This is a genomic window from Promicromonospora sp. NPDC050249, assembly GCF_040656015.1.
GTDB lineage: Bacteria > Actinomycetota > Actinomycetes > Actinomycetales > Cellulomonadaceae > Promicromonospora.
Genome location: NZ_JBFAKY010000007.1, coordinates 38,922 through 64,715 on the forward strand (window position 1 = coordinate 38,922; position 25,794 = coordinate 64,715).

The 25,794-nt window shown below is 72.7% G+C and carries 23 protein-coding genes; 20 read left to right on the plus strand and 3 right to left on the minus strand.

Features of this window, described 5'->3' with window-relative positions; translation table 11 throughout:
• The first annotated feature begins 59 nt into the window (after positions 1-59).
• The 12 genes from AB0I32_RS07310 to AB0I32_RS07365 all read left to right on the plus strand — a co-directional run bounded on the left by AB0I32_RS07310 (position 60) and on the right by AB0I32_RS07365 (position 14,075).
• A complete protein-coding gene (locus AB0I32_RS07310; protein WP_357504371.1) occupies positions 60-644 on the plus strand; it encodes an ABATE domain-containing protein in 585 nt (194 codons plus the stop codon).
• Between the two features lie 271 nt (positions 645-915).
• Positions 916-1,917: a LacI family DNA-binding transcriptional regulator gene (locus AB0I32_RS07315; RefSeq protein WP_357504373.1), complete on the plus strand. Its 1,002-nt coding sequence runs from the start codon at positions 916-918 to the stop codon at positions 1,915-1,917.
• Positions 1,914-2,873 (plus strand): sugar ABC transporter permease, encoded by a 960-nt coding sequence (locus AB0I32_RS07320; protein ID WP_357504375.1) that lies wholly within the window; start codon positions 1,914-1,916, stop codon positions 2,871-2,873. The genes AB0I32_RS07315 and AB0I32_RS07320 overlap by 4 nt, the downstream gene beginning before the upstream one ends.
• Before the next feature lie 4 nt (positions 2,874-2,877).
• Positions 2,878-3,705, plus strand: a complete 828-nt coding sequence (locus AB0I32_RS07325; protein ID WP_357504377.1) for a carbohydrate ABC transporter permease — start codon at positions 2,878-2,880, stop codon at positions 3,703-3,705.
• 65 nt (positions 3,706-3,770) lie between these two features.
• Entirely contained in the window at positions 3,771-5,045 is a 1,275-nt protein-coding gene (locus tag AB0I32_RS07330; protein WP_357504379.1) for a sugar ABC transporter substrate-binding protein, read from the plus strand.
• Positions 5,046-5,100: 55 nt separating this feature from the next.
• Positions 5,101-6,270: an ADP-ribosylglycohydrolase family protein gene (locus tag AB0I32_RS07335; RefSeq protein ID WP_357504381.1), complete on the plus strand. Its 1,170-nt coding sequence runs from the start codon at positions 5,101-5,103 to the stop codon at positions 6,268-6,270.
• Positions 6,267-7,661 carry an ADP-ribosylglycohydrolase family protein gene (locus AB0I32_RS07340; RefSeq protein WP_357504383.1) on the plus strand — a complete coding sequence of 465 codons (1,395 nt, stop codon included), beginning with the start codon at positions 6,267-6,269 and terminating at the stop codon, positions 7,659-7,661. Before AB0I32_RS07335 ends, AB0I32_RS07340 begins: the two co-directional genes overlap by 4 nt.
• Complete coding sequence (locus AB0I32_RS07345; protein WP_357504386.1) at positions 7,658-9,718, plus strand: SUMF1/EgtB/PvdO family nonheme iron enzyme; 2,061 nt, start codon at positions 7,658-7,660, stop codon at positions 9,716-9,718. The genes AB0I32_RS07340 and AB0I32_RS07345 overlap by 4 nt, the downstream gene beginning before the upstream one ends.
• Entirely contained in the window at positions 9,715-10,923 is a 1,209-nt protein-coding gene (locus AB0I32_RS07350) for a CoA transferase (protein ID WP_357504388.1), read from the plus strand. Before AB0I32_RS07345 ends, AB0I32_RS07350 begins: the two co-directional genes overlap by 4 nt.
• A complete protein-coding gene (locus tag AB0I32_RS07355) occupies positions 10,920-11,744 on the plus strand; it encodes a CoA ester lyase (RefSeq protein ID WP_357504390.1) in 825 nt (274 codons plus the stop codon). Before AB0I32_RS07350 ends, AB0I32_RS07355 begins: the two co-directional genes overlap by 4 nt.
• Before the next feature lie 30 nt (positions 11,745-11,774).
• Complete coding sequence (locus tag AB0I32_RS07360; protein ID WP_357504392.1) at positions 11,775-12,359, plus strand: AAA family ATPase; 585 nt, start codon at positions 11,775-11,777, stop codon at positions 12,357-12,359.
• Positions 12,360-12,566: 207 nt separating this feature from the next.
• Positions 12,567-14,075, plus strand: coding sequence for a DUF222 domain-containing protein (locus tag AB0I32_RS07365; protein ID WP_357504682.1), 1,509 nt, complete (start codon positions 12,567-12,569; stop codon positions 14,073-14,075).
• A gap of 4 nt (positions 14,076-14,079) precedes the next feature.
• Here AB0I32_RS07365 and AB0I32_RS07370 read toward each other — a convergent pair whose 3' ends face one another.
• Positions 14,080-14,778, minus strand: coding sequence for a CPBP family intramembrane glutamic endopeptidase (locus AB0I32_RS07370; RefSeq protein WP_357504394.1), 699 nt, complete (start codon positions 14,776-14,778; stop codon positions 14,080-14,082).
• 62 nt (positions 14,779-14,840) lie between these two features.
• A complete protein-coding gene (locus AB0I32_RS07375) occupies positions 14,841-15,800 on the minus strand; it encodes a zinc-binding dehydrogenase (RefSeq protein WP_357504684.1) in 960 nt (319 codons plus the stop codon).
• Positions 15,801-15,979: 179 nt separating this feature from the next.
• Between AB0I32_RS07375 and AB0I32_RS07380 the strand changes: the two genes are divergently transcribed.
• The 6 genes from AB0I32_RS07380 to AB0I32_RS07405 all read left to right on the plus strand — a co-directional run bounded on the left by AB0I32_RS07380 (position 15,980) and on the right by AB0I32_RS07405 (position 20,868).
• Positions 15,980-16,858 carry a helix-turn-helix domain-containing GNAT family N-acetyltransferase gene (locus AB0I32_RS07380; RefSeq protein WP_357504396.1) on the plus strand — a complete coding sequence of 293 codons (879 nt, stop codon included), beginning with the start codon at positions 15,980-15,982 and terminating at the stop codon, positions 16,856-16,858.
• Between the two features lie 76 nt (positions 16,859-16,934).
• Positions 16,935-17,354: a CBS domain-containing protein gene (locus tag AB0I32_RS07385; RefSeq protein ID WP_357504398.1), complete on the plus strand. Its 420-nt coding sequence runs from the start codon at positions 16,935-16,937 to the stop codon at positions 17,352-17,354.
• Between the two features lie 22 nt (positions 17,355-17,376).
• A complete protein-coding gene (locus AB0I32_RS07390) occupies positions 17,377-18,510 on the plus strand; it encodes an aromatic acid exporter family protein (protein WP_357504400.1) in 1,134 nt (377 codons plus the stop codon).
• A 90-nt stretch (positions 18,511-18,600) separates the two neighbouring features.
• The gene (locus AB0I32_RS07395; RefSeq protein WP_357504402.1) at positions 18,601-19,017 is read left to right on the plus strand and encodes a CBS domain-containing protein; all 417 of its coding nucleotides are present in this window, start codon (positions 18,601-18,603) and stop codon (positions 19,015-19,017) included.
• 7 nt (positions 19,018-19,024) lie between these two features.
• On the plus strand, positions 19,025-20,437 hold the full coding sequence (locus AB0I32_RS07400; RefSeq protein ID WP_357504404.1) for a cytochrome P450: 1,413 nt from the start codon (positions 19,025-19,027) through the stop codon (positions 20,435-20,437).
• Complete coding sequence (locus tag AB0I32_RS07405; protein ID WP_357504406.1) at positions 20,437-20,868, plus strand: DUF6098 family protein; 432 nt, start codon at positions 20,437-20,439, stop codon at positions 20,866-20,868. Before AB0I32_RS07400 ends, AB0I32_RS07405 begins: the two co-directional genes overlap by 1 nt.
• A gap of 10 nt (positions 20,869-20,878) precedes the next feature.
• On the opposite strand, the gene AB0I32_RS07410 is transcribed toward AB0I32_RS07405, so the two are convergent.
• Positions 20,879-22,066 carry an ROK family transcriptional regulator gene (locus tag AB0I32_RS07410; RefSeq protein ID WP_357504408.1) on the minus strand — a complete coding sequence of 396 codons (1,188 nt, stop codon included), beginning with the start codon at positions 22,064-22,066 and terminating at the stop codon, positions 20,879-20,881.
• A gap of 90 nt (positions 22,067-22,156) precedes the next feature.
• On the opposite strand from AB0I32_RS07410, the gene AB0I32_RS07415 reads away from it, so the two are divergent.
• Together AB0I32_RS07415 and AB0I32_RS07420 are read left to right on the plus strand one after the other, a co-directional pair.
• On the plus strand, positions 22,157-24,898 hold the full coding sequence (locus AB0I32_RS07415) for a carbohydrate-binding protein (RefSeq protein ID WP_357504410.1): 2,742 nt from the start codon (positions 22,157-22,159) through the stop codon (positions 24,896-24,898).
• Positions 24,898-25,788, plus strand: coding sequence for a sugar ABC transporter permease (locus tag AB0I32_RS07420; RefSeq protein ID WP_357504413.1), 891 nt, complete (start codon positions 24,898-24,900; stop codon positions 25,786-25,788). Before AB0I32_RS07415 ends, AB0I32_RS07420 begins: the two co-directional genes overlap by 1 nt.
• Positions 25,789-25,794: the final 6 nt, after the last annotated feature.

A 25,794-nucleotide genomic window follows, 5' to 3' on the forward strand; every position in this document is an offset into this window, starting at 1 on the left:
CCCGTCAAACTGGTTACAGGGACTTGTGCGTCACACTGGTCACCGGTCAGAATGGTTACGTGAACCACGCCTTCCCCTGCGGCACGCTCGCTCTCGACTTCCTCGGCACACTGCGCGCCCGCCGCAACCCCGTGCCCGCCGAGAAGCTCGGCACGCCCGCGCTCCTCGACGACTGGTTCGTCGAGTCCGGGATGCTCGACGGTGCTCCCGGCGCTGACGAAGCGGACCTCGTCGCAGCGCTGGAGCTGCGCGAGTCGGTGTACGCGCTCGTCGAGGCGCGGATCGCGGAGCGCCCCCTCGACGTCGACGGCGACGCCATCGCCGTCCTGAACCGGCACGCCGCCCAGGCGCCGGTTGTGGTGCAGCTCGGCCCGTCCGGTGTGCGTCACTCGGGTTCCGCTGCGCAGGGGCTGGCGGCGATCGCCCGCGAGGCCGCCGAGATCCTCGGCGGTCCGGACGCGGCTCTGCTGCGGGAGTGCGGCCGGCCCGAGTGCACGCAGGTCTACCTCGACCGGTCCCGCGGTCACCGGCGCGAGTGGTGCGCCATGCGGACGTGCGGCAACCGGGTCAAGGTCTCGGCCTACCGCTCCCGCCACCGTGACTCGGGTGCGGGCGCTGCGGCACCGGCGTCGTCCCGCGTCTGATCCCGCCGGGCGGCGCATCGCAAGGTCCGCCTCGATCAAGCGCTCGCGCCCGGAATCCGCGTGAGTTCCATGCCCGGCCGCATGGTGGAAGCGGACCTCTGCGAGATCGGTCGCTTGACGCCTCCTCCCCCGCGGTGTCACACTCGTCGACATCACCGGAAACGTTTCCAGATTGCTTCACCCCCACACTGGAAACGTTTCCAAACGAACCAGCCCGACCTCACGACGAAGTGGAGTGACAGTGTCGTCATCACGCGCCACCCTCATACAGGTGGCGGAGCGCGCCGGGGTGTCGCTCGCGTCGACCTCGCGGGCGCTGCACGGCACCGGAGCGAGCCCTGCGATGGTGGAGCGGGTCCGCGCCGCCGCCGCCGAGCTCGGCTACAGCGCTGACGCGACAGGCCGGTCGCTACGGATGAAGCGGACCTTCCAGGTCGCGTTCGCCGTGGCCGACATCGGTAACCCGGTTTACGTCGAGATGCTCACCGCCATCCACGAGGTCCTCGCGCCGCACGGGTACCGGGTCGTCGTCATGTCCACTGGCCACACCGTGGCCTCCACGGTCGACCTGGTCCGCAGCCTCGGCAGCGGGTTCGTTGACGGCCTGATCGTCAGCCCGCTGCGCACCGACGACGCCCTCGTCGAGGCGATCAGGCAGGCACCCGTGCCCGTCGTCGTGATCGGTCGCTCGCTCGAGAAGCAGGGGATCGACTCGGTCTCCACCGACTCGGCGGCCGGCATCGGCCAGGCTGTCGCCCACCTGGTGGAGATCGGCCGACGTCGCATCGGCTTCGTGAACGGGCCGCTGGACACCACGCCGGGCGCCGCTCGCCAGCGCGGGTTCGACGCCGCCACGAGCTCGCCCGCGTTTGCCGGGGACCACGCAGAGACCGAGCGGGCCGACGACTTCACCGTCGCCGCAGGGCTCGCCGCCGGGCGCCGCCTGTTGTCACGAGACCCGGAGGCCGGGCCGTTCGACGCCGTCGTCGCCGCCAACGACCTGCTTGCCATCGGCGTCATCCGGGCCGCGGGGGAGCTGGGCCTGTCCGTCCCGCGCGACGTCGCCGTCACCGGGATGGACGACACGGAGATCGGCAGGGTCTTCCAGCCGAGCCTGACCAGCGTCTCCCTCGGCTCGGCCGAGCGTGGCCGCGCGGCGGCGCAGCTCGTCCTGGACCGGGTCGGCGACGTCGTCGAGCCCGCCCAGCAGATCGCCATCGGGCCGCACCTCGCCGTGCGGGAGTCCACCGCCCAGGAAGAGAGCGCACGATGACCGCCGTTACCTCGCCCCGGGCGCCGTTGCCGGCACCCCGGCCCGGTCGCCGCCGCGGCCCGAGCGGCCTGGACCGCGCCAGACGCCGCGAGGCGGCGGCGCTGGTGATGCCGTCCCTGCTCCCGATCCTGGTGCTGTCCGTGGCGCCGCTGCTGATGGGCGTGCTCCTGGCGTTCACCGACGCCGAGCTCGTGCGCCGCCCGGACTACCAGTTCGTCGGGGTCGACAACTTCACGCGGCTGGCCGGCAACTCGTTCTTCTGGGACTCGTTCCGCATCGGCATGATCTGGGCGGTCGCCGTGACCCTCCTCCAGCTCGTCGCCGCGCTGGGCCTCGCGCTCCTGCTCAACTCCGGGCTGCGGCTGCAGGCGCTGACCCGGGTGCTGGCGCTCATCCCGTGGGCGATGCCGCCGGTGGTCGTGGCGATCATGTGGAAGATGATCTACTCGCCCAACGCCGGGCCGCTGAACGCGTTCCTCGGCTCGCTGGGCCTGCCGGACGACGTCAACTGGCTCGCCGACTTCTCCACCGCGCTGCCCGCCGTCATCGTCGTCGGCGTCTGGGTGGGCATGCCGCAGACCACCGTGACGCTGCTCGCCGGCCTGCAGCAGATCCCGGCCGAGCTGCACGAGGCGGCGTCGATGGACGGCGCCGGGGCCTGGCGTCGGTTCTGGGCGGTGACGATGCCGAGCCTGCGACCCATCGTCACGTCGATCACGTCGCTGAACTTCATCTGGAACTTCAACTCGTTCTCCCTGGTCTACGTGCTGACCGAGGGCGGACCCGGCGGCCGCACCATGCTGCCGATGCTGTTCACCTACCTGGAGGCGTTCAAGAACCGCAACATCGGGTACGCGGCGGCGATGGGTGTCGTGCTCGTCGTCGTGGTCGTCCTCCTCCTCGCTCTCTACCTGCGGTCGCAGCTGCGCGACGACCGCGCCGAGAAGAAGGGCTGAGCCGATGCGCGTTCTCGTCCGCCCCGCCCAGTACGTGGCGCTGGCCTGTTACATCGTCTTCCTCGGCTTCCCGCTGCTGTGGCTGATCTCGGCGTCGGTCAAGTCGTCCGCCGAGCTCAACTCCCTGGTGGTGAACCTGCTGCCGCAGGAGTGGCACTGGGAGAACTACGCCGAGGCGCTCGCCCGCCAGGGGCTCGTGAGCTCCGCGGGGAACAGTGCGATCGTGGCGCTCGCGTCCACCGCGCTCGTCATCCTCATCGCCCTGCCGGCCTCCTACGTGCTGGCCCGGCTCAAGGGCGCGATCCGCGCGGCGGGCGTCGGCTGGATCCTCGTGAGCCAGGTGTTCCCGGTGATCCTCGTGGTGCTGCCGCTGTTCCTCATCCTGCGGACGATCGGGCTCACGGACAGCCTCGTCGGGCTCATCCTCGTGCACACCACCTACACGATGCCGTTCGCGCTGTGGATGCTGCAGGGCTACGTCGCGGCGATCCCCGTGGACCTCGAGGAGGCCGGGGCGATGGACGGCGGCAGCCGCCTGGTCGTGCTGCGCCGCATCGTCTTCCCGCTGCTCGCCCCGGGCGTCGTGGCGACGGCGATGTTCAGCTTCGTCTCCTCCTGGAACGAGTTCTTCTTCGCCCTCGTCCTGCTGCAGTCACCCGAGAACTACACCCTGCCCATCACGCTGTCGACGTTCATCGGCGGCGAGGGCAAGGTCGCGCTCGGACCCCTCGCGGCGGGCTCCGTGCTCGCCGCGATCCCCAGCATCGTCTTCTTCTCGATCATGCAGAAGAAGCTCGTCGGCGGCCTCATGGCAGGGGCGGTCAAGGGATGACTGCTCCCTCCGTGCCCACCGCCCACCCAGGCCGCACCGGCACCACCTACCCGAAAGGCAGAACCATGAAGTCCCGTGGAGTGTTCATCGCCGCATGCCTCACGTCCAGCACCCTCCTGCTCGCAGCCTGCGGTAGCGGGGACGCGGCCGACGACGGCCCCGTGACGCTGAAGTTCCAGGCCCTGTCCGACCAGCCCGCCGCCATCGCGGCGACGGAGTCGATCGTCGAGGACTGGAACGCCGAGAACCCGGACGTCCAGGTCGAGATCGTCCCGGCCGGCTGGGACGGCGTCTACGACAAGCTGATCACCCAGTTCAACGGGGGCGCCGCGCCCGACGTCATCCACTACGAGGCCGCGAGCATCGTGTCCTTCGCGCGGGACGGCTACCTCGCCGACCTCACCGACCTCATGTCGGAGGAGCGCCGCGCGGACATCCCCGAGGGCATCCTCGACTCGGTGACGGTCGACGACCAGGTGGTCGCCTACCCGACCGAGCTGCAGTCGTACGTCGTCTTCGCCAACCGCACCCTCCTGGAGGACGCCGGGGTGGAGATCCCGACCGGCGACACCATGACGTGGGACGAGCTGCGCGAGATCGCGAAGGCCACCACCGAGGGCGACGTCTACGGTCTGGGCTGGGGCCTGTCGAGCCCCACGGCGGCGTTCATGTCACTGGCGCCCGGCTTCGGTGGCACCTACTTCGAGGGCACCGGGGAGGACGCCGCCCTGACCGTCGGCGAGGGTGAGATGGCCCTGCCCGAGCTGGTGCACACCATGGCGTACGAGGACAAGTCGATCCTGCCGGTCACCATGACCCAGTCGGGTTCCGAGGCCATCGCCTCGTTCTACGCCGGGCAGACCGCGATGACCGTGCAGGGCTCCTACCAGGCCGCGAACATCAGCAAGGACGCGCCCGAGGGCTTCGACTGGGTGGCGCTGCCGCCGCTCGCCGGACCCGACGGACCGCAGCAGGCGGCCAACCCGCAGACGCTGTCGGTCAACATCGACTCCGAGCACGTCGAGGAGTCTGCCGAGTTCATCGAGTTCTTCACGCAGACGGAGAACCTCGCGGCGCTCAACGAGGCGGACGCGCTGATCCCGGCGACGACGTCGGCCCAGGAGGCCATGACCGAGAAGCTCGGCGACGAGAACGGCTGGAGCACGATCCTGGCCGGGGGCCAGAACTTCGTCTCGGCCCCGTACCTCTTCGCGGACTCCTACGCGCAGTGGAAGGACACGGTGGCGACACCGGCCTACCAGCGCTATCTGGCCCAGGAGACGGACGAGACGGAGCTCGCCGACCAGCTGCAGAGCGGCTGGGCGGAGATCACGCAGTAGCCGAGCCGTGGTGTGCAGGACGACGTGTACCGAGGAACGACGAAGGAGCGCAATCGTGAGCTGGTTAGAGGACCGGTCGGTGGCAGTGATCACCGGTGCCGCCGTAGGGGACGCCCTCGGCGGCGCCACCGAGGGCTGGACACCAGCTGCGATCGAGGAGCGGCACGGGGGCCGAGTGCGCGGCATCGTCGGCCCCTGGTACCCGAACTGGCAGGACGCGCGCCCCATCGCGCCGTACCACAAGGGCGACGGGCACATCACGGACGACACCCTCATGACCAGGGCGCTCGTCGAGGTGTACGCCAAGCGGCGCGAGCACCTCGACGCGTACGCGATGGCCGAGGACCTGGTGCCGCTCATGATCGGCGAGCCCCGCTGGATCCCCGAGCTCGAGTCGACGGCGCTGCTGCTCCAGCGGGTCTTCCTCGCGGAGAAGTGGCTCGTGGCCCGGCTGCACTACGGGCACGTGGACCCGCGCGAGGCGGGCGTCGGCAACGTCGTCAACTGCGGGGCCGCGATGTATGTCGCGCCGGTCGGGCTCGTGAACGCGGGCGACCCGCGGGGCGCCTACGCGGAGGCCATCGACCTCACGGGTGCGCACCAGTCGAGCTACGGGCGGGAGGCGGCGGGCGTGTTCGCGGCGATGGTCGCGGCGTCCGTCGACCCGGGCGCCACGCTCGACGACGTCGTCGCCGCGGCGCTCGACGTCGCGCACGACGGGACGGCGGCGGCGCTCCGTGCGGTGGTGGACGCGGTCTCGGGCCGGACCGCTGCGCCGGCGACCGACGACGAGGAGCGCGAGCTCGCGCGCGTGGTCCGCGAGGCCGTCGCGCCCTACGACTCGGTCGGCCCGGAGTACCGGCAGATGTCGATGGACGCCCGGCGCCCGTCGCGGACCAAGTCGATCGAGGAGCTGCCGGTCGCCCTCGGCCTCCTCGTCGCCCACCGCGGCGACTACCGCGGCGCCGTGCTGGCCGCGGTGAACTACGGCCGCGACGCCGACTCGATAGCAGTCATGGCCGGGGCGGTGGCCGCAGGGCTGGGCGGGAGCGGCGTCGTGCCCAGCGAGTGGCTCGACGAGATCGAGTCCGCGAGCAAGATGGACGTCCGGGAGACCGGGCGGCTCATGGCCGGCGCCGCAGCCGACATCCTGCGCGCCGACCGGGAGCGGGCGCTGAGCCGCCTCGCGGCGATCGACGCCGTAGGGACCGGTGAGCGCGCATGAGGCTGACCTGGGCCCAGCCCGAGGACCTGCTGGCGCACGAGCTCGTGCAGTCGGCGGCCGAGGGCAAGGACGTGACCGGCGTGCGCGACCGCTGGGTCGCGGCGGGCGGCGACCCGGTACCCGCGGTGAGCGGCGCCAGGCCGGTCGCGGCGTCGCCCGAGCTCCGCGCGCTCGCGCGGCTGCTGCTGGCAGAGCTGGCGGCCCGGCCCGCGCCGTCGGCCCCCGAGGAGCCGGACGGGTGGGACGAGATCGCCGCCCTGCTGCCGCCCGCACCGGATCTGCCGTGGCGGCCCGCCGGACCCGACCCCGACGCGGCCTACGCCGCGCGCGTGCACGGAGCCTGGACCGGCCGCGCGGCCGGCTGCCTGCTCGGCAAGCCCGTGGAGAAGCTTTCCCGTGAGGCCATCGAGGAGATCCTGCGGTCCACCGGCCGGTGGCCGCTGGACCGCTACTTCACCGCGGTGGGCGTGCCCGACGACGTCCTGTCCCGCTGGCCGTGGAACCGCCGCTCGGCGCCGACGTCGCTCGAGGAGAACATCGACGGGATGCCCGAGGACGACGACCTCAACTACCCGATCCTCGCGCTCGCGCTCCTGGAGCAGCACGGCCGCGGGTTCACCACCGACGACGTCGCGCAGCTCTGGCTCGACAACCTGCCTGCCGGGCGCACCTTCACCGCCGAGCGCGCGGCGTACCGCAACATCCTCGACGCGCGGCCCGTGCCCGAGACGGCGACGCACGACAACCCGTTCCGCGAGTGGATCGGTGCGCTGATCCGGACGGACCTGCTCGGCTGGGTCTCGCCCGGCGACGTCCGCGAGGCGGCCCGGCTGGCCTGGGCCGACGCGCGGCTCAGCCACACGCGCAACGGGGTGTACGGGGCGGCGTGGGCGGCCGCGCTCGCCGCGTCCGCGATGGTGTGCGAAGGCGTGGAGGACGTGCTCGACGCCGCCGACGCCGTCGTCCCGCCGGACAGCCGGCTGGCCGCCGCCGTGCGGCTCGGGCGGTCGCTCGGACGCGAGTGCGACGGCAGCGAAGCGGGCGTGCGCGCCGGCCTGGACCGGATCCACGCCGAGTACGGGGACCTGCACTGGGTGCACGTGCTGAACAACGCGGCGGTCATCGCGTTCGCGCTCAGCGCGGGCCGGGGCGCGTTCGGGCCCAGCGTCTCGATCGCCGTCACCGCGGGGTGGGACACCGACTCGGCGGCGGCGACAGTGGGCGGGGTCGTCGGGGCGCTGCTGGGCGCCGACGGCATCGGCGAGCGGTGGACCAGGCCCCTGGACGGCCGCATCGCGACGTCGCTGCCGGGCGGCGAGCGGCGCATCGACGACCTCGCGGCGCGGACGATCGCGCTGGCCGGGCGGCTCGACACCGGAAAGGCATCATGACCTACACGTTCGACCCCCTCGTCCCGCGACCGATCGACCGGCCGACCGAGGTCGCGACCGGGCCGCTGAGCCCCGAGAGAAGCGCGGCCCTCGACGAGGCGAAGATCTTCTCCGGGCCCGCCGACCCGGCCGACCGGCCCGCCTGGCGCGAGACCCTGCGGGCCTGGCGCGCAGACGCCCGCGAGCGCCACGGCTACACGGGTGCCGCATACGCGCGGCCCGAGGCTGCCTGGGCGGCCAGGTGCAGCACCGTTGCGCAGGTGTGGCTCTGGGACGAGCTGCTCTACTCGTTCGAGGAGAGGCGTTTCACGCCGGACCGGTTCCTCGCCGACGCCGGCGAGCGCTTCGGCGGGCTCTCCGCTGTGGTGCTGTGGCATGCCTACCCGGTGATCGGGCTGGACGACCGCAACCAGTGGGACTTCTACCGGGACGTGCCGGGGCTCGCCGGGCTCGTGACGACGCTGCACGACGCAGGCCTGCGCGTGTTCGTCGACTACAACCCGTGGGACGTCGGCACGCGCCGCGGTGCCGACGATCTGACCGAGCTGGCCGCCGTCGTGGCCGAGCTCGGGGCGGACGGCGTCTTCCTCGACACCCTGAAGAAGGCCGAGCCGGAGCTCGTGGCCCGTCTGGAGGCGGCGCGGCCCGGCATCGTGCTGGAGGGCGAGTCGAAGCTGCCGGTCGAGCGCATCGAGGACCACTCGTCGTCGTGGGCGCAGTTCTTCGCCGACTCGCCCGTGCCCGGTGTGCTGCGTGCGCACTGGTACGAGCGCCGGCACATGCAGCATCACGTGCGGCGCTGGCACCGCGACCACTCCGAGGAGCTGCAGTCCGCCTGGCTCAACGGCGTCGGCGTCATGGTGTGGGAGGTCGTGTTCGGGGTGTGGGTCGGCTGGTCCCGGCGCGACGCCGCGACGGTGCGCCGCATGGTGACGGTCCAGCGGGCGGCGGGCGACCTGCTGCTCGACGGCGAGTGGACGCCGCTGGCCGGGCTCGCGCCCGACGCGGAGTCCGCCGGCGTGTACGCGTCGCGCTGGGAGCTGGACGGTGTGACGCTCTGGACGCTGGTGAACCGCGGCGAGGCCGACTACGCGGGGCCGGTGCTGGACCCGGACGCTCCCGAGCGGACGGCGGGCCGGCTCGTGGCGCTCACCGGCGCCTCGGCGGCCGCGGACGTCGTCGTGCCCGGGCGGGGCATCGCCGCGCTGCTGCACGTGGCCGCGGACGCCGAGGAGCCGCAGTGGTTGCCGGACCTGCTCGCCGCCCTCGCGGACGCGCCGCACGACGCCGATGCGCGGTTCCCGCACAAGCTCGCCCGCCGCGTCGGTCCGGCCCGCGCGTCCGACAGCCCTGGGCGGACGGCGGGCGAGCCGGACGGCGACGTCGTCGTCCTGCCGCAGGGCCCTTACGCGCTGACCGTGCGCTACCGCGCCCGGGAGACCGGCATGTACCAGGGCGCGCCGTACGTGGACGAGTGGAAGCCGCTCCCGCCGCGCCTGCACGACGCGCGGACGCTGCAGCGCGACGGCGTCCTGGCTGCGCCGGTAGCGGTGGCGTCCGCCGAGGTGACCAACGCGCAGTTCGCGCAGTTCCTCGCCGCGACGGACTACCGTCCCGCCGACCCCTACCGGTTCCTGGCGCACTGGGCCGACGGCGGCGCGTCCGCCGCGGACGGGGACGCGGTGACGTACGTCGACCTCGACGACGCCCGTGCGTACTGCGCCTGGCGCGGAGGCCGGCTCCCCACCGAGGACGAGTGGCAGCTCGCGGGCGAGGCGCGTCCGGCGCTGTTCGGGGTGGAGCGCCCCGGGCCTGCGGTGTGGAGCTGGACCGAGAGCGAGCACAGCGACGGCCGCACCCGGTTCGTCATGCTCAAGGGCGGGAGCGACTATCGCGCCGCGGACTCGGACTGGTACGTCGAAGGCGGGCGGCACGCCCCCGACTACGCGGTGAAGCTCCTGCTGCCGGGCCTCGGGCTCGCCCGGAGCGCCACCGTCGGGTTCCGGTGCGCGTGGGACCTGCCGCCGTCGGCCGCGGACGGGCAGGCGACCGCATGAGCGTCTCCCGCGATCCCGCCGCCGGCGCCCTGGCCGGGCTGCGCGTCGTGGACGCATCCACGCTGTTCGCCGGGCCGATGGCGGCCATGCACCTGGGCGACCTGGGGGCGTCCGTGGTGAAGGTCGAGCACCCCACCAAGCCCGACCCGTCGCGCACGCACGGTGCGGCCAAGGACGGCGTCAACCTCTGGTGGAAGACCCTGGGCCGCAACAAGCGCACGGTCACCGCGAACCTGGGGTCGGACGGCGGGCGCGAGGTCTTCCTGGCGCTCGCCGAGCAGGCGGACGTGGTGATCGAGAACTTCCGGCCCGGCACGCTCGAGCGCTGGGGCCTGGGCTACGAGGAGCTGTCGGCCCGCAACCCGCGGCTCGTGCTGGCCCGGGTCTCGGGGTTCGGCCAGGTCGGTCCGTACCGCACGCGCCCGGGGTTCGGCACGCTCGCCGAGGCCATGAGCGGGTTCGCGGCGATGACCGGCGAGCCCGACGGACCGCCCACGCTGCCGCCCTTCGGCCTGGCGGACGGCGTCGCGTCGCTCGCCACGGCGTTCGCGATCATGACGGCGCTGACGGTGCGGGAGCGCACGGGGCACGGACAAGTGGTGGACACCGCGATCGTCGAGCCGATCCTGGCGATGCTCGGGCCGCAGATCACGCGGTGGGACCAGCTCAGGACCGTGCAGCCCCGCACGGGCAACCGGTCCAGCAACAATGCCCCGCGCAACACCTACCGCACGAGCGACGGGCACTGGGTGGCGGTCTCGACGTCGGCCCAGTCGATCGCGGAGCGGGTGGTGCGGCTCGTGGGCCGGCCCGACCTGGCCGACGAACCATGGTTCGCGCGCGGCGTCGACCGGGCGCAGCACGCGGACGAGCTCGACGAGGCGGTCGGGGGCTGGATCGCGCTCCGGACGCGGGACGAGGTGGTCGCGGCGTTCGAGGCGGCGCAGGCCGCGGTGGCCCCGGTGTACGACGTGCGGGACATCGTCTCCGACCCGCAGTTCCGGGCGCTGGGCACCATCCACGAGATCGAGGACCCCGAGCTGGGGCCGATGCTGATGCAGGGGCCGTTGTTCCGGCTCTCCGAGAACGACGGCGTCATCCAGTTCACCGGGCGGGCGCACGGCGCGGACACCGATCTTGTGCTCGACGAGCTGGGGTTCTCGCCCGAGCGCATCGCCGAGCTGCGGGGGGAGGGGGCGGTATGACGCCGCTGACCCTCCTGTACGTGCCTGCCGACCGGCCCGACCGGGTCGCCAAGGCGTTGACCTCGGCGGCTGACGTGGTGCTGGCCGACCTGGAGGACGCCGTCGCGCCGTCCCGCAAGGACGAGGCGCGGGGCAACGTCGTCCGGCTCCTTTCCGACGTGCCGGTGGACAGGGCCGTCCAGGTGCGGATCAACCACCCGAGCACGCCGTGGCATGCCGACGACGTCGCGATGCTCGCGGCGCTGCCGCCCGACGTCGGTGCGCGGATCCCCAAGGCCGAGTCCGCCGACGAGGTCCGGGCGCTCGCCGCCGCGCTGCCCGGCCGGGCGTTGCACCTCCTGGTGGAGTCGGCGCTCGGCGTCGAGCGTGCTTTCGAGCTGGCGACGGCGTCGCCGCAGGTCGCGTCTTTGGGGTTGGGAGAGGTGGACCTGCGCTCCGACCTGCGGCTGGACGGCGACGGGGGGCTCACCTGGGCGCGCAGCCGCGTCGTCGTCGCGGCACGGGCTGCGCGGCTGCCGCCGCCCGTCATGTCGGCGTACACGAACGTGCGGGACCTGGACGGGCTCGCGGCGTCGTGCCGCGCGGGTCGCACGCTCGGCTTCTGCGGCCGGACGGCGATCCATCCGGGGCAGCTGGACACGATCCGGGCTGTTTTTCTGCCCTCCGCTTCCGAGGTCGCGGCGGCCCGGGAGGTCCTGGAACGGGTGGGGGACGCCGCGACCGAGGGCGTGGGCGCCGTCGCACTGGCGGACGGGACCTTCCTCGATGTCGCGATGGTGGAGCGGGCGCGGTGGGTGCTGGAGCTGGCTTCCGCGGGCTAAAGAACTTGCTGGTGCTGCGAGGGTGGCGGGGTGACTGTTGAGGAGACTCTGGCCGGTTGCCTGCTGATCACCGGCACACCCGGGGCGGGAAAGACGACGGTGTCGCAGCTGGTCGCAGAGCGGCTGCCGCGGGCCGCACGGGTCGACGGGGACGTGTTCGGGATCATGCTCGTCAGTGGCCGGGCGAACATGCTCGACGCGGCGGGGCGCTGGAGTCCCGGGCCCGACGGGCAGCATCAGCTGCGGCTCCGGATGATCAACCTGTGCTCGGTGGCGGACAACTTCGCCGAGGCAGGGTTCACGCCGGTCGCCGACTCCGTCGTCGAGACCAGGGAGGAGCTGCGCTTCATCGCCGGGCGGTTGCGGGCGCGGCCGCTGATGCTCGTGGTGCTGTGCCCGCCTCTCGAGGTGGCGCGGCACCGGAACGCGACCCGCGCGGTCGAGACCCGGGTGGACTACGACTTCGCTCCGCTGGCGCGGAACCAGCGGCGGGAGCTGGGCGACCTCGGGTGGTGGCTCGACTCCGGGGAGCAGACGGCGGAGGAGACCGCCGACCTGATCGTGGCCGAGGCCGCTCGGCGGGCCGTTGTGCCGGAGTCGGTGCTGCGGCCCTAGGGGGCGGGGACGTGCTGGTTCTGCTGCTGGCGTACGGGGGCCGCTCGGCGAGCGATGCGAACGGGTGTGCCATATGTTGATGCCATGACGTCAGCTGGAGATGCACCTGGAGCGGGCGACCAGCCCTGCGGGCCGGTGCTGCCCTCTGGCGGCGGTGCGGTGCTGCGTGCGGCCGATGTTCGGGCGCTGCGTGAGGCGCTGGCCAGCATGATCCTGCCAGGCGGCACTGACACGGCGTCGTCCGTCTCGAAGCAGGCGCAAGCCGAGTGGGTGGATCTGCTCGGTGAGCTGGAGGCCGTGAAGAACACCGTGACGGCTACGCAAGGCCGGCTGGCGGTGGCGCTGGAGGAGGCCACGAAGGCGGACGAAGCGCGGCAGGGCATCCGGGCCGAGCGGCAGGGTCGTGGTGTGCCGAACCAGGTAGGCCCGGCAATGCGGCTCAGCCCGCATGCGGGAGGGGCGTTCCTGGGCACGGCGCGGGCATGGATCACCGATATGCCGCACACCTTCGACGCGCTGCGCACCGGCGTGCTCTCGCAGTGGCGCGCGACGCTCATGGTGCGCGAGACCGCACACCTCTCGGCCGAGCACCGAGCGCAGATCGACGAGCAGATCTGCGGGCCCGCGAACCTCGCGGCACTTGCCCGGACGGGCACCCGGCGGCTGATCGCCCTGATCAAGGAGCTGGCGGGCGAGCTCGACGTACATGCCTGCGTGAAGCGGAACGCGAAGGCCGTGTCGGAGCGGCGTGTCTCCGTGCGCCCGGCGCCCGATCTGATGGTCTACCTGACCGCGCTGGTGCCGATGCAGCAGGGTGTGCAGGCGTACGCGCAGCTCAAGGCCCACGCTGATACGGCGAAGGCGGCCGGCGACGAGCGGGGTGCCGGTCAGATCATGGCCGACACCCTGATCGAACGGGTTGCCGGCCGCGAGCCGGGCAAGGCCGACGAGGTGCCCGTCACGATCAACCTGCTGGTCAGCGACCAGACGCTGCTCGCCGGTGGTGAGGAGCCGGCAGTCGTCGTGGAGGGAGCTGCCGCCGGTGTGGGCGCGGTCCCGGCACCGGTCGCTCGCGAGCTCGCCGCGCACGGGATCGGCGCCGACGCGGCCTGGCTCCGCTCGATCTATGTCGATCCCCGTGGACGCCTGCTGGCGACCACGTCGGTGTCCCGGTTCTACCCGCCTGGCCTTTCCGCACTGCTTCGTGCCCGTGAACAGGGCATCTGCGCCACGTCGTGGTGCGACGCCCCGGTGCGGCACATTGACCACGTGACGCCGTTCGCCGAGGGTGGTCGGACCAGCCTGGGCAACGGCCAGGGCCTGTGCGCGCGCTGCAACCACGCGAAGCAGGCGCCGGGGTGGAGGCAGAAGGCCACCCAGATCGACGGCCGGCACGCGGTCGAGACGGTGACGCCGACGGGGCACACCTATGTCGCCGTCGCGCCCAGGCCGCCGCGACCCGTGAGAGCCCAGTCCGCGGACGGTGCGAAGCAGCCGATCCACACCGAGCAACCGGCACCGGGCTGGACCCCTGCCGTCGGCATGGGCCCACCCGGGCGTATCCCGGGAAGCCGCTACTCGATCGGCTGTCATTCCGGTCCAGACCGAGGCGCGATCGCCTACCGGCCCGTCCGGAACACGGGTCCGGGCCGTCGGCCACCTCGGCGCGCCCGCCCCGCAGACCTCTCCTGGGAGTATCCAGGACCTGAGCGATAGCTGGTTAGACGATCCCCGGGAACAGCGCATAAGCCACCACGGTGATCGAGTTGTTGAGCGCGTGCACCACCACACCCGGCCACACTGAGTCGCTGCGCCGGCGAAGCTCGGCGGTGATGATCCCGACGATGAACGCGGTGGGCAGCACCACGTTGATCCCGTGCAGCAGGGCGAAGATCGCTGCGCTCCCGACGGTCGCGATCACCGGCCCGTACCGGAGCAGGCCGGTGGTCACGACGCCGCGGAAGAGGAACTCCTCGCCGATCGGCGTCAGCACCACCAGCCCGATCGCGGTCACGACGAGAAGCCATACCCCGCTGCTCGCCCCGGCCGCATAGCTCGCCTGGGTGTCGGTCTCGGCGTCGGTCAGTACGACGAAGAGCGGGGTGAGCACACCCTTGGCGAGCAGCGCCACGACACCACCGGCGACGCCGATCCACAGCCAGCGCGCGCTCGTCCGCCGTACGCCGAACGCCTGCCAGGAGCGGTGCCGCAACGCCGCCGCGGCGCCGAACCCGGCAAGCCCTGCCACGCCGGAGAGGCACGCCAGGGCGGCGCCGCCCGCCGGGCTGGTCAGGTCGATCAGCCCGCGGGTCGCGAACGGCAGCCCGAATCCGACCAGGGCCATCGCGGCGATCCCGACCAGGATCTCGGGCCAGCCCGGCCGGGCGATCCGCGAGTTGGTGCCAGTAGTGGTTTCCATGCCGCCAGTAGAAACCGTGTCCTTGGCACAGGGTCAACCGCAGGCGCCGTGACCCGTGAACTTCAGGGCACCAGCACGATCCGCCCGAACACGGTGCCCGCGTCCATCTGCCGGTGCGCCTCGGCCGCTTGGGCCAGGGGCAGCACGTCGTGCACGACGGCGTGCAGCTCGCCACGTGCCGTGGCGGCGAGCACCTCGGCGCGGACGATGTCCCGGGCCGGCGTGGCGACGCTGTCGAGGCTGAACGTCGCGAACGACCGGGACTGCTGGAAGGTCTTCAGGAGCATGCCGCCGACGTCCGCCGGGGGCATGCCGGCGACCGCCCCGACCACGACCAGGCGGCCGTTCGGCGCGAGCCGGTCGATGAACCCGGCGGTGTCCGGTCCGCCGACGATGTCGATGATCACGTCATAGGACGCCGGGGCTCCCGGATCGCCGGCACCCGAGCGGTCGAGCACGTGAGTGGCGCCCAGGTCACGTAGCCGCTTGCCGCGCTCGGCCGACGACGTCGTCACGGCCACGGCGCTCGCGCCATCACGGGCCGCGAGCTCCACGGTCGCGATGCCGATGCTTCCCGCGGCGCCGCGCACCAGCACGGACTCACCGGCCGTGAAGTGCGCGTGGGCGAGCGCGAAGTGCGCGACGGTCGCCGAGCCCCCGACCGTGGCCGCGTCGATCGACGACAGCCCGTCGGGGAGCGCGACGACGTCGCCCAGCTGCGCGAGCGCCTGCTCGACATACCCGCCGATGCGCATGAACGCCCACACCCGGCGTCCGATCCATGACCGGTCGACATCCGGGCCGACCTCGGTGACCGTGCCGGCCACCTCGCTCCCAGGAATCAGCCCCTCGGTGAAGCCGTACCCGCGGAGGGTCCCGCGCCGGATGACGGCGTCGACCCCGCCTACCCCGATCGCCTCGGTCTCGACCACCACCTGACCCGGTCCGGCGGTCGGCGCAGGCAGATCGGTCACCGCCATGCCGCTCGGGTCACCGAATCGTTCGATCGTCACTGCTCGCATCATGTGTCTCCGTTGCGCTCTTCGTGGGTGCTCCGCCGGCGACGTTAACGGACGGGGGCGTCCGTTTGGCCGAAGTGAGAGCGACGGCCGAACCGTTGCTTCACTTCTCCGCCGCTCCACCTGGGCGACCCCGCCGCCGGTGGTTCCACGGCGGCACTTCTCTGACTAGGGTCAGAGATATGACGCTCGTCGATACGGTCCGCCGCTTCAACCGCAGCTACACCCAGCGCATCGGCGCCCTGGAGGAGTCGTTCCTCGGCACGGGCCGTCCGCTCGGCGCGTCGCGCCTCCTCTTCGAGGTCGGGCCCGGCGGCGCGGCGGTCCGGGAGCTGCGCGAGCGGCTGGACCTTGACTCGGGCTACCTGACCCGGCTCCTGTCCCGGCTGAGCGACGACGGGCTCGTCGAGGTGCTGCCCGACCCGGCCGACCGGCGTCGGCGGATCGTGCGGCTCACCGCCGTGGGGCGGACGGCGTACCGCGAGCTGGACGAGCGCTCCGAGCAGAAGGCGCGCACGCTGCTCGAACCACTCACCGAGCGCCAGCGCGCCCGGCTGGACGAGGCGCTCGGCACCGCCGACCTGCTGATCCGCGCGGCGACCGTGCACCTGCGCGTCGTGGACCCGGTGAGCGAAGCGGCCACCGCGGCGCTGGGGGAGTACTACGCCGAGCTCGACCGGCGCTTCCCCGGCGGGTTCGTGCCCGACCCGCCGCAGCACGGCGCCGACGCGCTGCGCGCCCCCGGCGGCGCCTTCGTGGTCGCGACCAGCGACGGCGCCCCCGTGGCCTGCGGCGGGGTGCGCAGGTTCGACGAGGTGACGGGCGAGATCAAGCGGATGTGGGTCGCGTCGAGCTGGCGCGGCGCAGGCCTGGGCACGCGGCTGCTCCGGCGGCTGGAGAGCGAGGCGCTCAGCCTGGGCTGCTCCCGCATCGTGCTGGACACCAACGGGGCGCTGACCGAGGCGATCACGATGTACGGCCGGGCCGGCTACCACGAGATCGCGCCGTACAGCCAGGACAACCCGTACGCGGAGCTGTTCTTCGAGAAGCCGCTGGGCTGACCGCCCGGGATGCGAGCTGGCTCCCGGCGCGACACGGTGAACGCCTGGTAAGCAGAACCGAGGGAAGGAGCGAGACATGGCTCAGCAGACAGTCGCAGACGTCATGACCCCAGCACCGACCACGATCGGAATGTCCGCAACGCTGGAGACCGCCGCCCGCACGATGGCCGCGCAGGACGTGGGTGCGCTGGTCGTGCAGGCGGGGAACACCACCGTCGGCATAGTCACCGACCGGGACCTCGTGGTCCGGGGCCTGGCCGAGGGGCTCGGCCTCGAGGCGATGGTCGGGGAGGTGGCGAGCGAGGAGCTGCTCTCGATAGGACCCGGCGTCCCCGTGGAGACGGCGGTAGAGCTCATGCGGGTTGCCGCCGTCCGGCGTATCCCCGTGATGGACGGCAACGACGCGGTGGGCATCATCTCGATCGGCGACCTCGCGGTCGAACGAGACCCGACGTCCGCGCTGGCCGACATCTCGGCGGCCGAACCAGACTACTGAGACCTGAACAGGACTGAGTGCTGTGGGCCACCCGCAGAACTCCTGGATCGTGGCGCGGCCGGCCGGGTACCTCTCGGCCGGCCGTCGCATCTGGGTGCGCCACCCGCGCTGGTCGCTCGCGATCAAGGGGGCGCTCGCGGCCACACTGGCCTGGTTCGTCGGAACCCTCGCGCCCGCGCCCTTCTCCGAGTACCCGTACTACGCCCCGCTGGGCGCCGTGCTCGCCACCACCAGCACCGTGGTGCGCTCGGTGCGCGAGTCCGTCCAGACGGTGGCGGCGGTGCTGATCGGTGCGGCCATCGCGCGGGCCGTCGACCTCCTGCCGCTCCCCGGCCCGCTGGAGATCGGCGTCGTGGTCGGTATCGCGCTCCTGTGCGTGGGCTGGCGCATCTTCGGCGACATGGGGAGCTGGGCCGTCAACTCGGCAATCTTCGTGCTCATCCTCGGCTCCGGCGACGGGATGGGGTTCATCGGCTCCTACGCGGGCCTGATCGTGGTCGGCGCGGCGATCGGCATCGCCGTGAACCTGCTGCTCCCGCCCCTGCCCCTCACGCCGTCCGAGGTCGCCCTGACCCGGCTGCGCGACGAGCTCGCCGAACAGATCGAGACGCTGGCGGCCGGGCTCGAGGACAGGGGCACCCTCGACCCCGACGCGTGGGAGGACCGCCGCCACGGCCTCATCCCGACCATCGAGAGCGCGCGGGCGGCGGTCGGCCAGATGCACGAGGCCTCACGCGCCAACCGCAAGGTGCGACGCACCGGCTACCGCGACTGGGTCGCGTCCCAGACACGCCGTGCCGGCGCCCTGGGTACGGCGGCCGAGGTGGTCGACGAGATAGTGCGCCTGCTCGTCGAGTGGGAGCGCGACGGGCGCGAGGACGTGGCGCTCGGCCGGCAGTTGAGGCCCACGTTCGCCACCACGCTCCGCGCGTTCGCCGCGGCGCTCCGTGTCGCCGAGACACAGGACGCGGCGAACGGACCGGACGGCGGGGCCGCGGCCCAGGAGGCCGCCGACGCCGTGCGCCGGCTCGACGAGGCGCTCGACGAGCTCCGCCACCAGGTCCGCGAGACCCGGCGCACCTCCGAGCAGGACTACTTCGTCGCGGGAGCGCTCATCATCGACCTCGCGCGCGGCGCCGACGCCCTGCGCCTCTGACAGCCGGCATGCGAGCGGCAGGCCACCGGGGCATGGTGGAGATGTCGGTGAAGCAGCCCGCCGTCGGCCCTACCGAGGGAGGAGTGCGACATGGTTCAGAGAGTCGCAGATGTCATGACCCCAGCGCCGACCACCGTCGACGTGACAGACACGATCGAGGCAGCCGCCCGCGCGATGGCCTCGGAGGACGTCGGCGCGCTGATCGTCCGGTCCGAGTCCAGGATCGTCGGCATCATCACGGACCGGGACATCGTGGTCCGCGGCCTCGCCGAGGGGCGTGGCCTCGACGCGACGGTCGGCGAGATCGCGAGCGACCGCCTCGTGACCGTCGGCCCCGGTGACCCCGTCGCCACCGCCGTCCAGGTGATGCGCGACGCCGCGGTGCGGCGCGTACCGGTGATGGACGGGGACACGGCAGTCGGCATCGTCTCGATCGGCGACCTCGCCGTCGAGCGCGACCCGTCGTCGGCGCTCGCGGACATCTCCGAGGAACCGCCGAACCGCTGAGTCGGCCATGAGCCCGACGTCGGCGGCCCGCATGCCCGCCCACCGCACACGCATCCCTACGCCCGCCCACCGCACGCCCGTCGACCTGAGCCCGAGTGAGGCCGCACGCGTCGTCGGCCAGGTGCTCGCGCCGCTGGTCGCCCAGGGCGCGATCATCCGCCGGCCGCGCGCGACCGCGTGGGCGGAGCGGCACCAGGCCGACCGCACGGCGCGCGCCGTCCTGGCCGGGCTGCGGGAACGGCACGACCGCGCCCCGCTCGCCTTCGGCGTCGGGCCGCGGCGGTTCGTCGTGGTCACGGAGCGGGAGGACGTGCGCCGCCTGCTCGAGGACTCGCCGGAGCCCTTCTCCCCGGCCACGAAGGAGAAGCGCGGCGCGCTCGCGCACTTCCAGCCCGAGGGTGTGCTCATCTCGTCCACCACCGAGCGCTGGCACCGGCGGCCGTTCAACGAGCGTGCGCTGCAGATGGACCAGCCGGTGCACGACGACGGTGCCGCCTTCGTCGATGCGGTGCGCCGCGGCGTGGTGGACCTGACCCGGCAGCTCGACACGACGGGGCGGTTCGACGCCTACGCCTTCCACGAGGCGTGGTGGGGCATCGTGCTGGAGGTGGTCCTCGGCACGAAGGCTCGCGGGGACCGCGAGCTCGTGGCGATTCTCAACGCCCTGCGGCGTGATGCGAACTGGTCGTGGCTGCACCCGAGACGCACGCGTCTCCGCGAGGAGCTGGAGCGCCGGATCGCGTCCTACCTCCGCGCGCCCGAGCCCGGCTCCCTCGCCGCCTCGGCCCACCGCAGCGGCCCCGCGACTGCGGTGGGTCAGGTGCCGCACTGGCTCTTCGCGTTCGACGCCGCCGGCGCGGCGTCCCTGCGGGCGCTGGCGATCGTCGCCGCCCGGCCCGAGGTCCGCGAGCGCGTGCTGGCGGAGGCGGGCCAGGGCGGCTCGGCAGCGTTGTGGCAGGCGGGGCAGGGCCCGGCGCTCCTGCCCTACGCCCGGGCCTGCGTGCTGGAGTCGGTGCGCCTGTGGCCGACGACGTTCGTGGTGCTGCGCGAGTCCACCGGCCCGACGACCTGGGGGCGACGGATCCTGCCCGCCCATACGGGCTTCGTCGTCGTCAGCTCGTTCTTCCACCGCGACCCGGCCGAGCGGCCGCACGCCGACGCCTTCCTCCCGGAGGCGTGGCTCGACGGCCGCAACGACGGCGACTGGGGGCTGGTCCCGTTCAGCGGAGGGCCGGCCGCGTGCCCCGGCCGGAACGTGGTGCTCCTGGTCGCAAGCCACCTGCTGGCGCGGCTGGCGACGCGGGACCTGCGCGTGGCCCGCGGGCGGTACCTGGCCCGGGACCCGCTGCCCGCCACCGTGGACCACCTGGGCCTGCGCTTCCGGATGGCGGGGAGCGCCCGAGGGGGAGGTGTTGCGTAGTGGACCAGCCGGGGATGCTGCCCGGTGTGCCGCACCTGCGGTCTCTCGCGGAGGTGGCGGAGCTGGTCGAGGCGGTGTCGCCGCTCTATGTGCGCTTCAGCGGGGGACCGGTGGCCGATGCCGCCACCGTGAGCCGCGACTTCGAGAGCGGATGCCTGCTGCCTGGGCTCAGCGTCAACCCTCTGGCGCCCGAGCCGTGGTGGGACCGGAAGCTCGAGCACTGGCTGGCACGCCAGCTGTGCCAGTACGCCCACCTGCTGACGCCCGACCGGTACCCGTGGGCGCTGACCGGCGACATCGTGGGCCGCGGGCCGGACTGCGAGCCGCTCCTGGTCGCGACCACCGCCGTCGCGACCATCGACCAGTCGGTGGTCGACGAGGCCGCTGAGACGTACGAGCGGGAGTTCCACCCGGGCGCCGACGGGCGGTGACGCCGCCCGGTCACGACCGGCCGTAGTGCGTGACGAAGTCCTCGACGGCGCACGCCGCCGCGCCGCGCGCCCAGTCGACGAACCGCAGGGGGCGCAGCTCGATGGCCGAGCGGGCCGCCGACCCGAAGGCCCGCTGCTCGAACGCGGCGCGCACGTGCGGGTCCATGACGTCGTAGTCCCGCTCGTCGTCGGCGGGCTCCGGGCTGCTGCCGATGGCCTCGCCCGTGATGACGATGTGCTGGGCGCCGAGCAGGTTGGCGATGGTGGCGATCCCGGTGCCGACGGCGCTGCCGGCCTCGGCGAGCACCCGGACGGCGTCGGGCTGGCCGGAGCGGGCGAGCTCGGCGACGTCGCCGATGCCCAGCCCGGCGAACCCGGCCTGCGCCATGCGCTCCAGGATCGAGGCCGACCCCGCGATGGCTTCGACGCAGCCCCGGTTGCCGCAGTGGCACAGCGGGCCCTCGGGGTCCACGAGCACGTGCCCCACCTCGCCGGCCACGCCGAAGCTGCCGTGCACCACCTGGCCGTTGACCAGCAGCGCACAGCCGATGCCGGTACCGACGGTCACCAGCGCCAGCGAGGACAGCCCGCGCCCCACGCCGTACCAGCGCTCGCCCGTGAGGAGCGCGCGGACGTCGTTCTCGACAGTGGTTGCCAGGCCGGTGCGCCGGGCCACCTCCTGGCCGAGCGGCACGTCCCGCCAGCCCAGGAACGGTGAGTAGGCCACGTGACCCGAGGCGGCGTCGACGTCGCCCGACACGGCCAGTCCGACGCTGCCGACCTCGGGGCGCCCGGACCGCAGGCGCTCCACGAGGTCCGCGACCTGCGAAACCAGGGCCTCGGGTCCGTGGTCACCCACGGGAACGGTGAGCTCGTCCAGCACGCGGCACCGCAGGTCGCACAGCACGCCGAACATCTGGTCGGCCGTGACCTTGATGCCGATCACCAGGTGCGCCTCCGTCCGCACGGTCACCACCGTGGCCGGCCTGCCGAGCGCGCCCTCGGTGGACGCGCGGCCGCCGGTCTCGTCCAGCAGCCCTGCCTCCAGCAGCGGCCGCACGGCCCGGGTGATGGCGCCGGGCGTGAGCCCCGTGTCGGTGGCCAGGGCGGTGCGCGACGCGTCGCCGGTCATGACGAGCTGCTGGAGGACACGCGTCCCGGCCGGGCTCAGCGTCGGCGCCTGGGGTCTGGCGGGCATGCGCCGACTCTAGCCGGGTGACTTAATTGACAGCAACAAAAAAAGACTGTTGAGTGTGCCGCACCCAGCAACGTCGCCGGAGGAGCCTCCATGTCAGTCAAGTCCGAACCCGTCCGGACCCGCAGAGCCGCCCGTTCGTGGCTCGCCGTGGGCCTGGCCCTCGCCGTCGTCGGCACCGTCGGTGCGACCCCCGTGACGGCCGCACCCCTGTCCGCGTCCGACATCCCGCCGTCCGCCGCCCAGCCGTCCGCCGCCGTCGAGGCCGAGGCCACGCAGGTGGTCCTGGACGGCGCGAGCCGGTCCGGCTGCTCGTCCTGCTCGGGCGGGGGCAAGGTCGGCAGCATCGACCCGTCGTCCACCGTGTCGGTGCCGGGCGTCGTCGCGCCCGAGGCGGGTTCGTACGACGTCACGCTGCACTACCTCAGCGGCGACGACACCCGCGCCCTGACCGTGACGCCCGACGGCGGCGACACCGTCGCCGTGCCCGTCGCGTCCACGGGTGGCTGGGACCGGGTGGGTACCGTCTCGGTGACCCTGCCCCTGCACGCGGGCGAGAACCGGCTGACCCTCAGCGCGCCGGCCGGTTCGCTCGGACCCGACCTGGACCGCGTGGTGGTCGCCGGCGCGACCGCGAAGGACTACGCGCTCACCGACCCGGCGGCGGCCGACCCGGTGCCCGTCGACCCGACCCCTGCAGCCCCCGGCCCCAGGCACGTCACGCTGCGGGGCGGCGACGTCACCGTCGACTACTCCCTCTCCAGCGGCACCGCCGACGCGCGGTGGGGACGGCACCGGGCTGTGACCGGCTTCTACAGCGGCGTCCGCCTCGGCGACGAGTTCGTCACCACCAAGCAGTACGACGGCGCCTGCCGGCTCACCGGAACGCGCACGGTCACCTGCGCCAAGCCGGGGCTGCCCACGCTGCGGCAGGTCTTCGTGTTCGACGGCGACCGCTCGTTCTCGGTGCGGCTCGACGTCACCGGCACGGACGGCCCCGTCACCACCTCGATGATGGTGCCGGTCATGACCGACCGGCCCGGATCCGTGGATCTCGGGCGCGACGGCGACAACCGGATGGTGCTGGTGCCGTTCGACAACGACCACTGGGTCCGTTACGAGACGCCCGCCATCCAGGACGTCACGCCCGCGGAGCGCAGCTTCGAGGTCACCTCGTTCATCGACGACGTCTCGCGCCGCGGCCTCGTGGTCGGCTCCCTGGACCGGGACACCTGGAAGTCCGGCATCGTGGCCGACGGGAACGCCGACGGCGGGCTGGACCGGCTGCAGGCCGCCGCGGGTTTGACCGACTGGAGCTACGACTACGGCGACGGCCTGAACAAGTACCAGTTCAACCGTGAGCTCAAGCCGCACGGCGACGTCAGCGGCGCGACGGTGAGCTCACCGCGCATGTTCGTGGGCTACTACGCCGACTGGCGCGAGGGCATGGAGACGTTCGGCCGCGCGGCGGCCCAGGTGGCGCAGTCGCGCACGTGGTCGGACGGCACGCCGTTCGGGTTCAACAGCTGGGGCGGGCTCGGCGCACGCGGGGGCGACGCCGCCGTCATGGACGAGGTCTCCGAGTTCCTCGCCGAGGAGACGCCCGCGTTCCGGAACACCAGGTCGGCGACGGGGCCGTACGTCGGCGTCGACTCGTACTGGGACAAGATGCTCGCGCCCGAGTACTCGTTCGAGAATCCGGACACCTCCTGGGCGGAGCTCGAGCAGTACGTCGCGGACGTCAAGGCCCGCGGCCAGGAGCCGGCCCTCTACTTCCAGCCGTTCGCCAACTTCTGGAAGGAGGGGCTCGACGAGCAGATCGGCGGCACCAAGCTCTGCGACACGTGCGAGAACCAGACGTACCGTGAGATGGCGCTCAAGGTGAACGGCGTGCCGGTGAACATCGACGGGGCGTGGGCGCTCGACCCGACCAACCCCGGCGTGCAGAACCGCGCACGGATCGCCCTGAGCAAGTTCCGCGAGCTGGGCGTGCGCTACGTCAAGCTCGACTTCCTGACCCACGGCTACGTCGAGGCCGACGACTGGTTCGACGAGTCGGTGCACACCGGCCAGCAGGCGTTCCGCCAGGGCATGGCGCAGGTCGTGGACCACGTGGGCGACGACATGTTCATCGACCTGGCGATCTCGCCGCTGTTCGCCTCGGAGTTCGCGCACGCCCGGCGGATCTCCTGCGACGTGCACGGCGCCCTGAACAACTGGCACCCGACCCAGCCGGACCGGTACCAGAAGAGCACGGAGTACCTGCTCAACTCCCTGACCTACGGCTGGTGGCTCGACGAGGTCTACGCCTTCAACGACGGCGACCACGTCCAGTTCGGCAACTACGAGTACGACGGCGACGCGAACGCCTACCTGCTCCAGGACCCGTACCCCAGCATCTGGCCCGAGGGGCAGAACCGGGCGCGCGTGACCTCCGCCGTCATCACGGGCATCTACCAGGTCAGCGAGGACCTGACCGCGACCGGCCACCCCGTCATCAAGCAGCGGGCGCGCGACCTGCTGCAGAACCCGCGGATCAACCGGATCGCCGAGCTCGGCCGGTCCTTCGCCCCCGTGCAGGCGGGCCCGGACCGGTTCACCGCCGCCGACACGTTCGTGCTGCGCGACGGCGCGACCACCTACGTCGCGGCGTTCAACTACGGCGCCTCGGCCCGCACCACCGACGTCGCCCTGCGCGACCTCGGCCTGGGCGGCGGCCGGTACGAGGTCACCGAGCTGTGGACGGGTCAGCGGGGCCACGCCACCGGCCGGCTCCGGTCCGCCGTCCCCGGCGAGGACGTGCGTGTCTGGGCCATCACGAAGGGCCGGCACTGATGACGCAGGCTCTCCGCCGCCGCCCCCGCACCGAGCTCTGGGCCGCGCTCGGGATGATCGCCCCGGCGGCCATCGGGTTCGCCGTCTTCTACCTGTACCCCACGCTGCGCGGCGCCTACCTGTCGCTCACCGAGTACAACGTGCTCGGCAGCCCGGTCTTCGTCGGCCTGCAGAACTACGTCGACATGGCGCAGGACGACGTGTTCTGGAACGCCGTCCGCGTCACGCTCCTGTACGTCGTGCTCAACATCGGGTTCCAGACCGTCCTCGCGGTCGGCCTCGCGGTGCTCATGCACCGGCTCACCACGTCGGTGCTGATCCGCGGCAGCCTGCTGCTGCCGTACCTCATCGCCAACGTCGTCGTCGCGCTGCTCTGGTACTGGATGCTCGACTACAACATCGGCATCGTCAACGCGGTGATCGACGCCGTCGGGCTGCCCAAGGTGGCGTTCTTCGGGGACGAGGCCTGGACCATCCCCACCATCGCCGCGGTCAACACGTGGCGGCACCTGGGCTACACGGCGCTGCTGGTGTTCGCGGGCCTGCAGATGATCCCGCGCAGCGTGTACGAGGCGGCGTCGGTCGACGGCGCGGGGGAGTGGCGCACCTTCTGGCGCATCACCCTGCCGCTGCTGCGCCCCGTGCTGGTCCTCGTGCTCGTCATCACCGTCACGGGCGCCTTCCAGGTCTTCGACACCGTGGCCGTGACCACGTCCGGCGGGCCCGGCAACGCCTCGCGCGTACTGCAGCTCTACATCTACGAGCAGGCGTTCGAGCGCGGCCACTTCGGCTACGCCTCGGCCATGTCGGTAGTCCTCTTCCTCATCCTCGCCGGGGCGGCGTTCGCGCAGATGCGTCTGCTGCGCGCCGGCGAGTCCGACCTTTCCTGATGGAGC

Excerpts from the sequence above, each read along its gene's own strand:
- AB0I32_RS07320 (WP_357504375.1), top strand. The coding sequence starts at position 1,914 with ATGACCGCCGTTACCTCGCCCCGGGCGCCGTTGCCGGCACCCCGGCCC.
- AB0I32_RS07325 (WP_357504377.1), top strand. The coding sequence starts at position 2,878 with ATGCGCGTTCTCGTCCGCCCCGCCCAGTACGTGGCGCTGGCCTGTTAC.
- AB0I32_RS07330 (WP_357504379.1), top strand. The coding sequence starts at position 3,771 with ATGAAGTCCCGTGGAGTGTTCATCGCCGCATGCCTCACGTCCAGCACC.
- AB0I32_RS07340 (WP_357504383.1), top strand. The coding sequence starts at position 6,267 with ATGAGGCTGACCTGGGCCCAGCCCGAGGACCTGCTGGCGCACGAGCTC.
- AB0I32_RS07345 (WP_357504386.1), top strand. The coding sequence starts at position 7,658 with ATGACCTACACGTTCGACCCCCTCGTCCCGCGACCGATCGACCGGCCG.
- AB0I32_RS07350 (WP_357504388.1), top strand. The coding sequence starts at position 9,715 with ATGAGCGTCTCCCGCGATCCCGCCGCCGGCGCCCTGGCCGGGCTGCGC.
- AB0I32_RS07355 (WP_357504390.1), top strand. The coding sequence starts at position 10,920 with ATGACGCCGCTGACCCTCCTGTACGTGCCTGCCGACCGGCCCGACCGG.
- AB0I32_RS07365 (WP_357504682.1), top strand. The coding sequence starts at position 12,567 with ATGATCCTGCCAGGCGGCACTGACACGGCGTCGTCCGTCTCGAAGCAG.
- AB0I32_RS07370 (WP_357504394.1), bottom strand. The coding sequence starts at position 14,778 with ATGGAAACCACTACTGGCACCAACTCGCGGATCGCCCGGCCGGGCTGG.
- AB0I32_RS07375 (WP_357504684.1), bottom strand. The coding sequence starts at position 15,800 with ATGCGAGCAGTGACGATCGAACGATTCGGTGACCCGAGCGGCATGGCG.
- AB0I32_RS07380 (WP_357504396.1), top strand. The coding sequence starts at position 15,980 with ATGACGCTCGTCGATACGGTCCGCCGCTTCAACCGCAGCTACACCCAG.
- AB0I32_RS07385 (WP_357504398.1), top strand. The coding sequence starts at position 16,935 with ATGGCTCAGCAGACAGTCGCAGACGTCATGACCCCAGCACCGACCACG.
- AB0I32_RS07395 (WP_357504402.1), top strand. The coding sequence starts at position 18,601 with ATGGTTCAGAGAGTCGCAGATGTCATGACCCCAGCGCCGACCACCGTC.
- AB0I32_RS07400 (WP_357504404.1), top strand. The coding sequence starts at position 19,025 with ATGAGCCCGACGTCGGCGGCCCGCATGCCCGCCCACCGCACACGCATC.
- AB0I32_RS07410 (WP_357504408.1), bottom strand. The coding sequence starts at position 22,066 with ATGCCCGCCAGACCCCAGGCGCCGACGCTGAGCCCGGCCGGGACGCGT.
- AB0I32_RS07415 (WP_357504410.1), top strand. The coding sequence starts at position 22,157 with ATGTCAGTCAAGTCCGAACCCGTCCGGACCCGCAGAGCCGCCCGTTCG.
- AB0I32_RS07420 (WP_357504413.1), top strand. The coding sequence starts at position 24,898 with ATGACGCAGGCTCTCCGCCGCCGCCCCCGCACCGAGCTCTGGGCCGCG.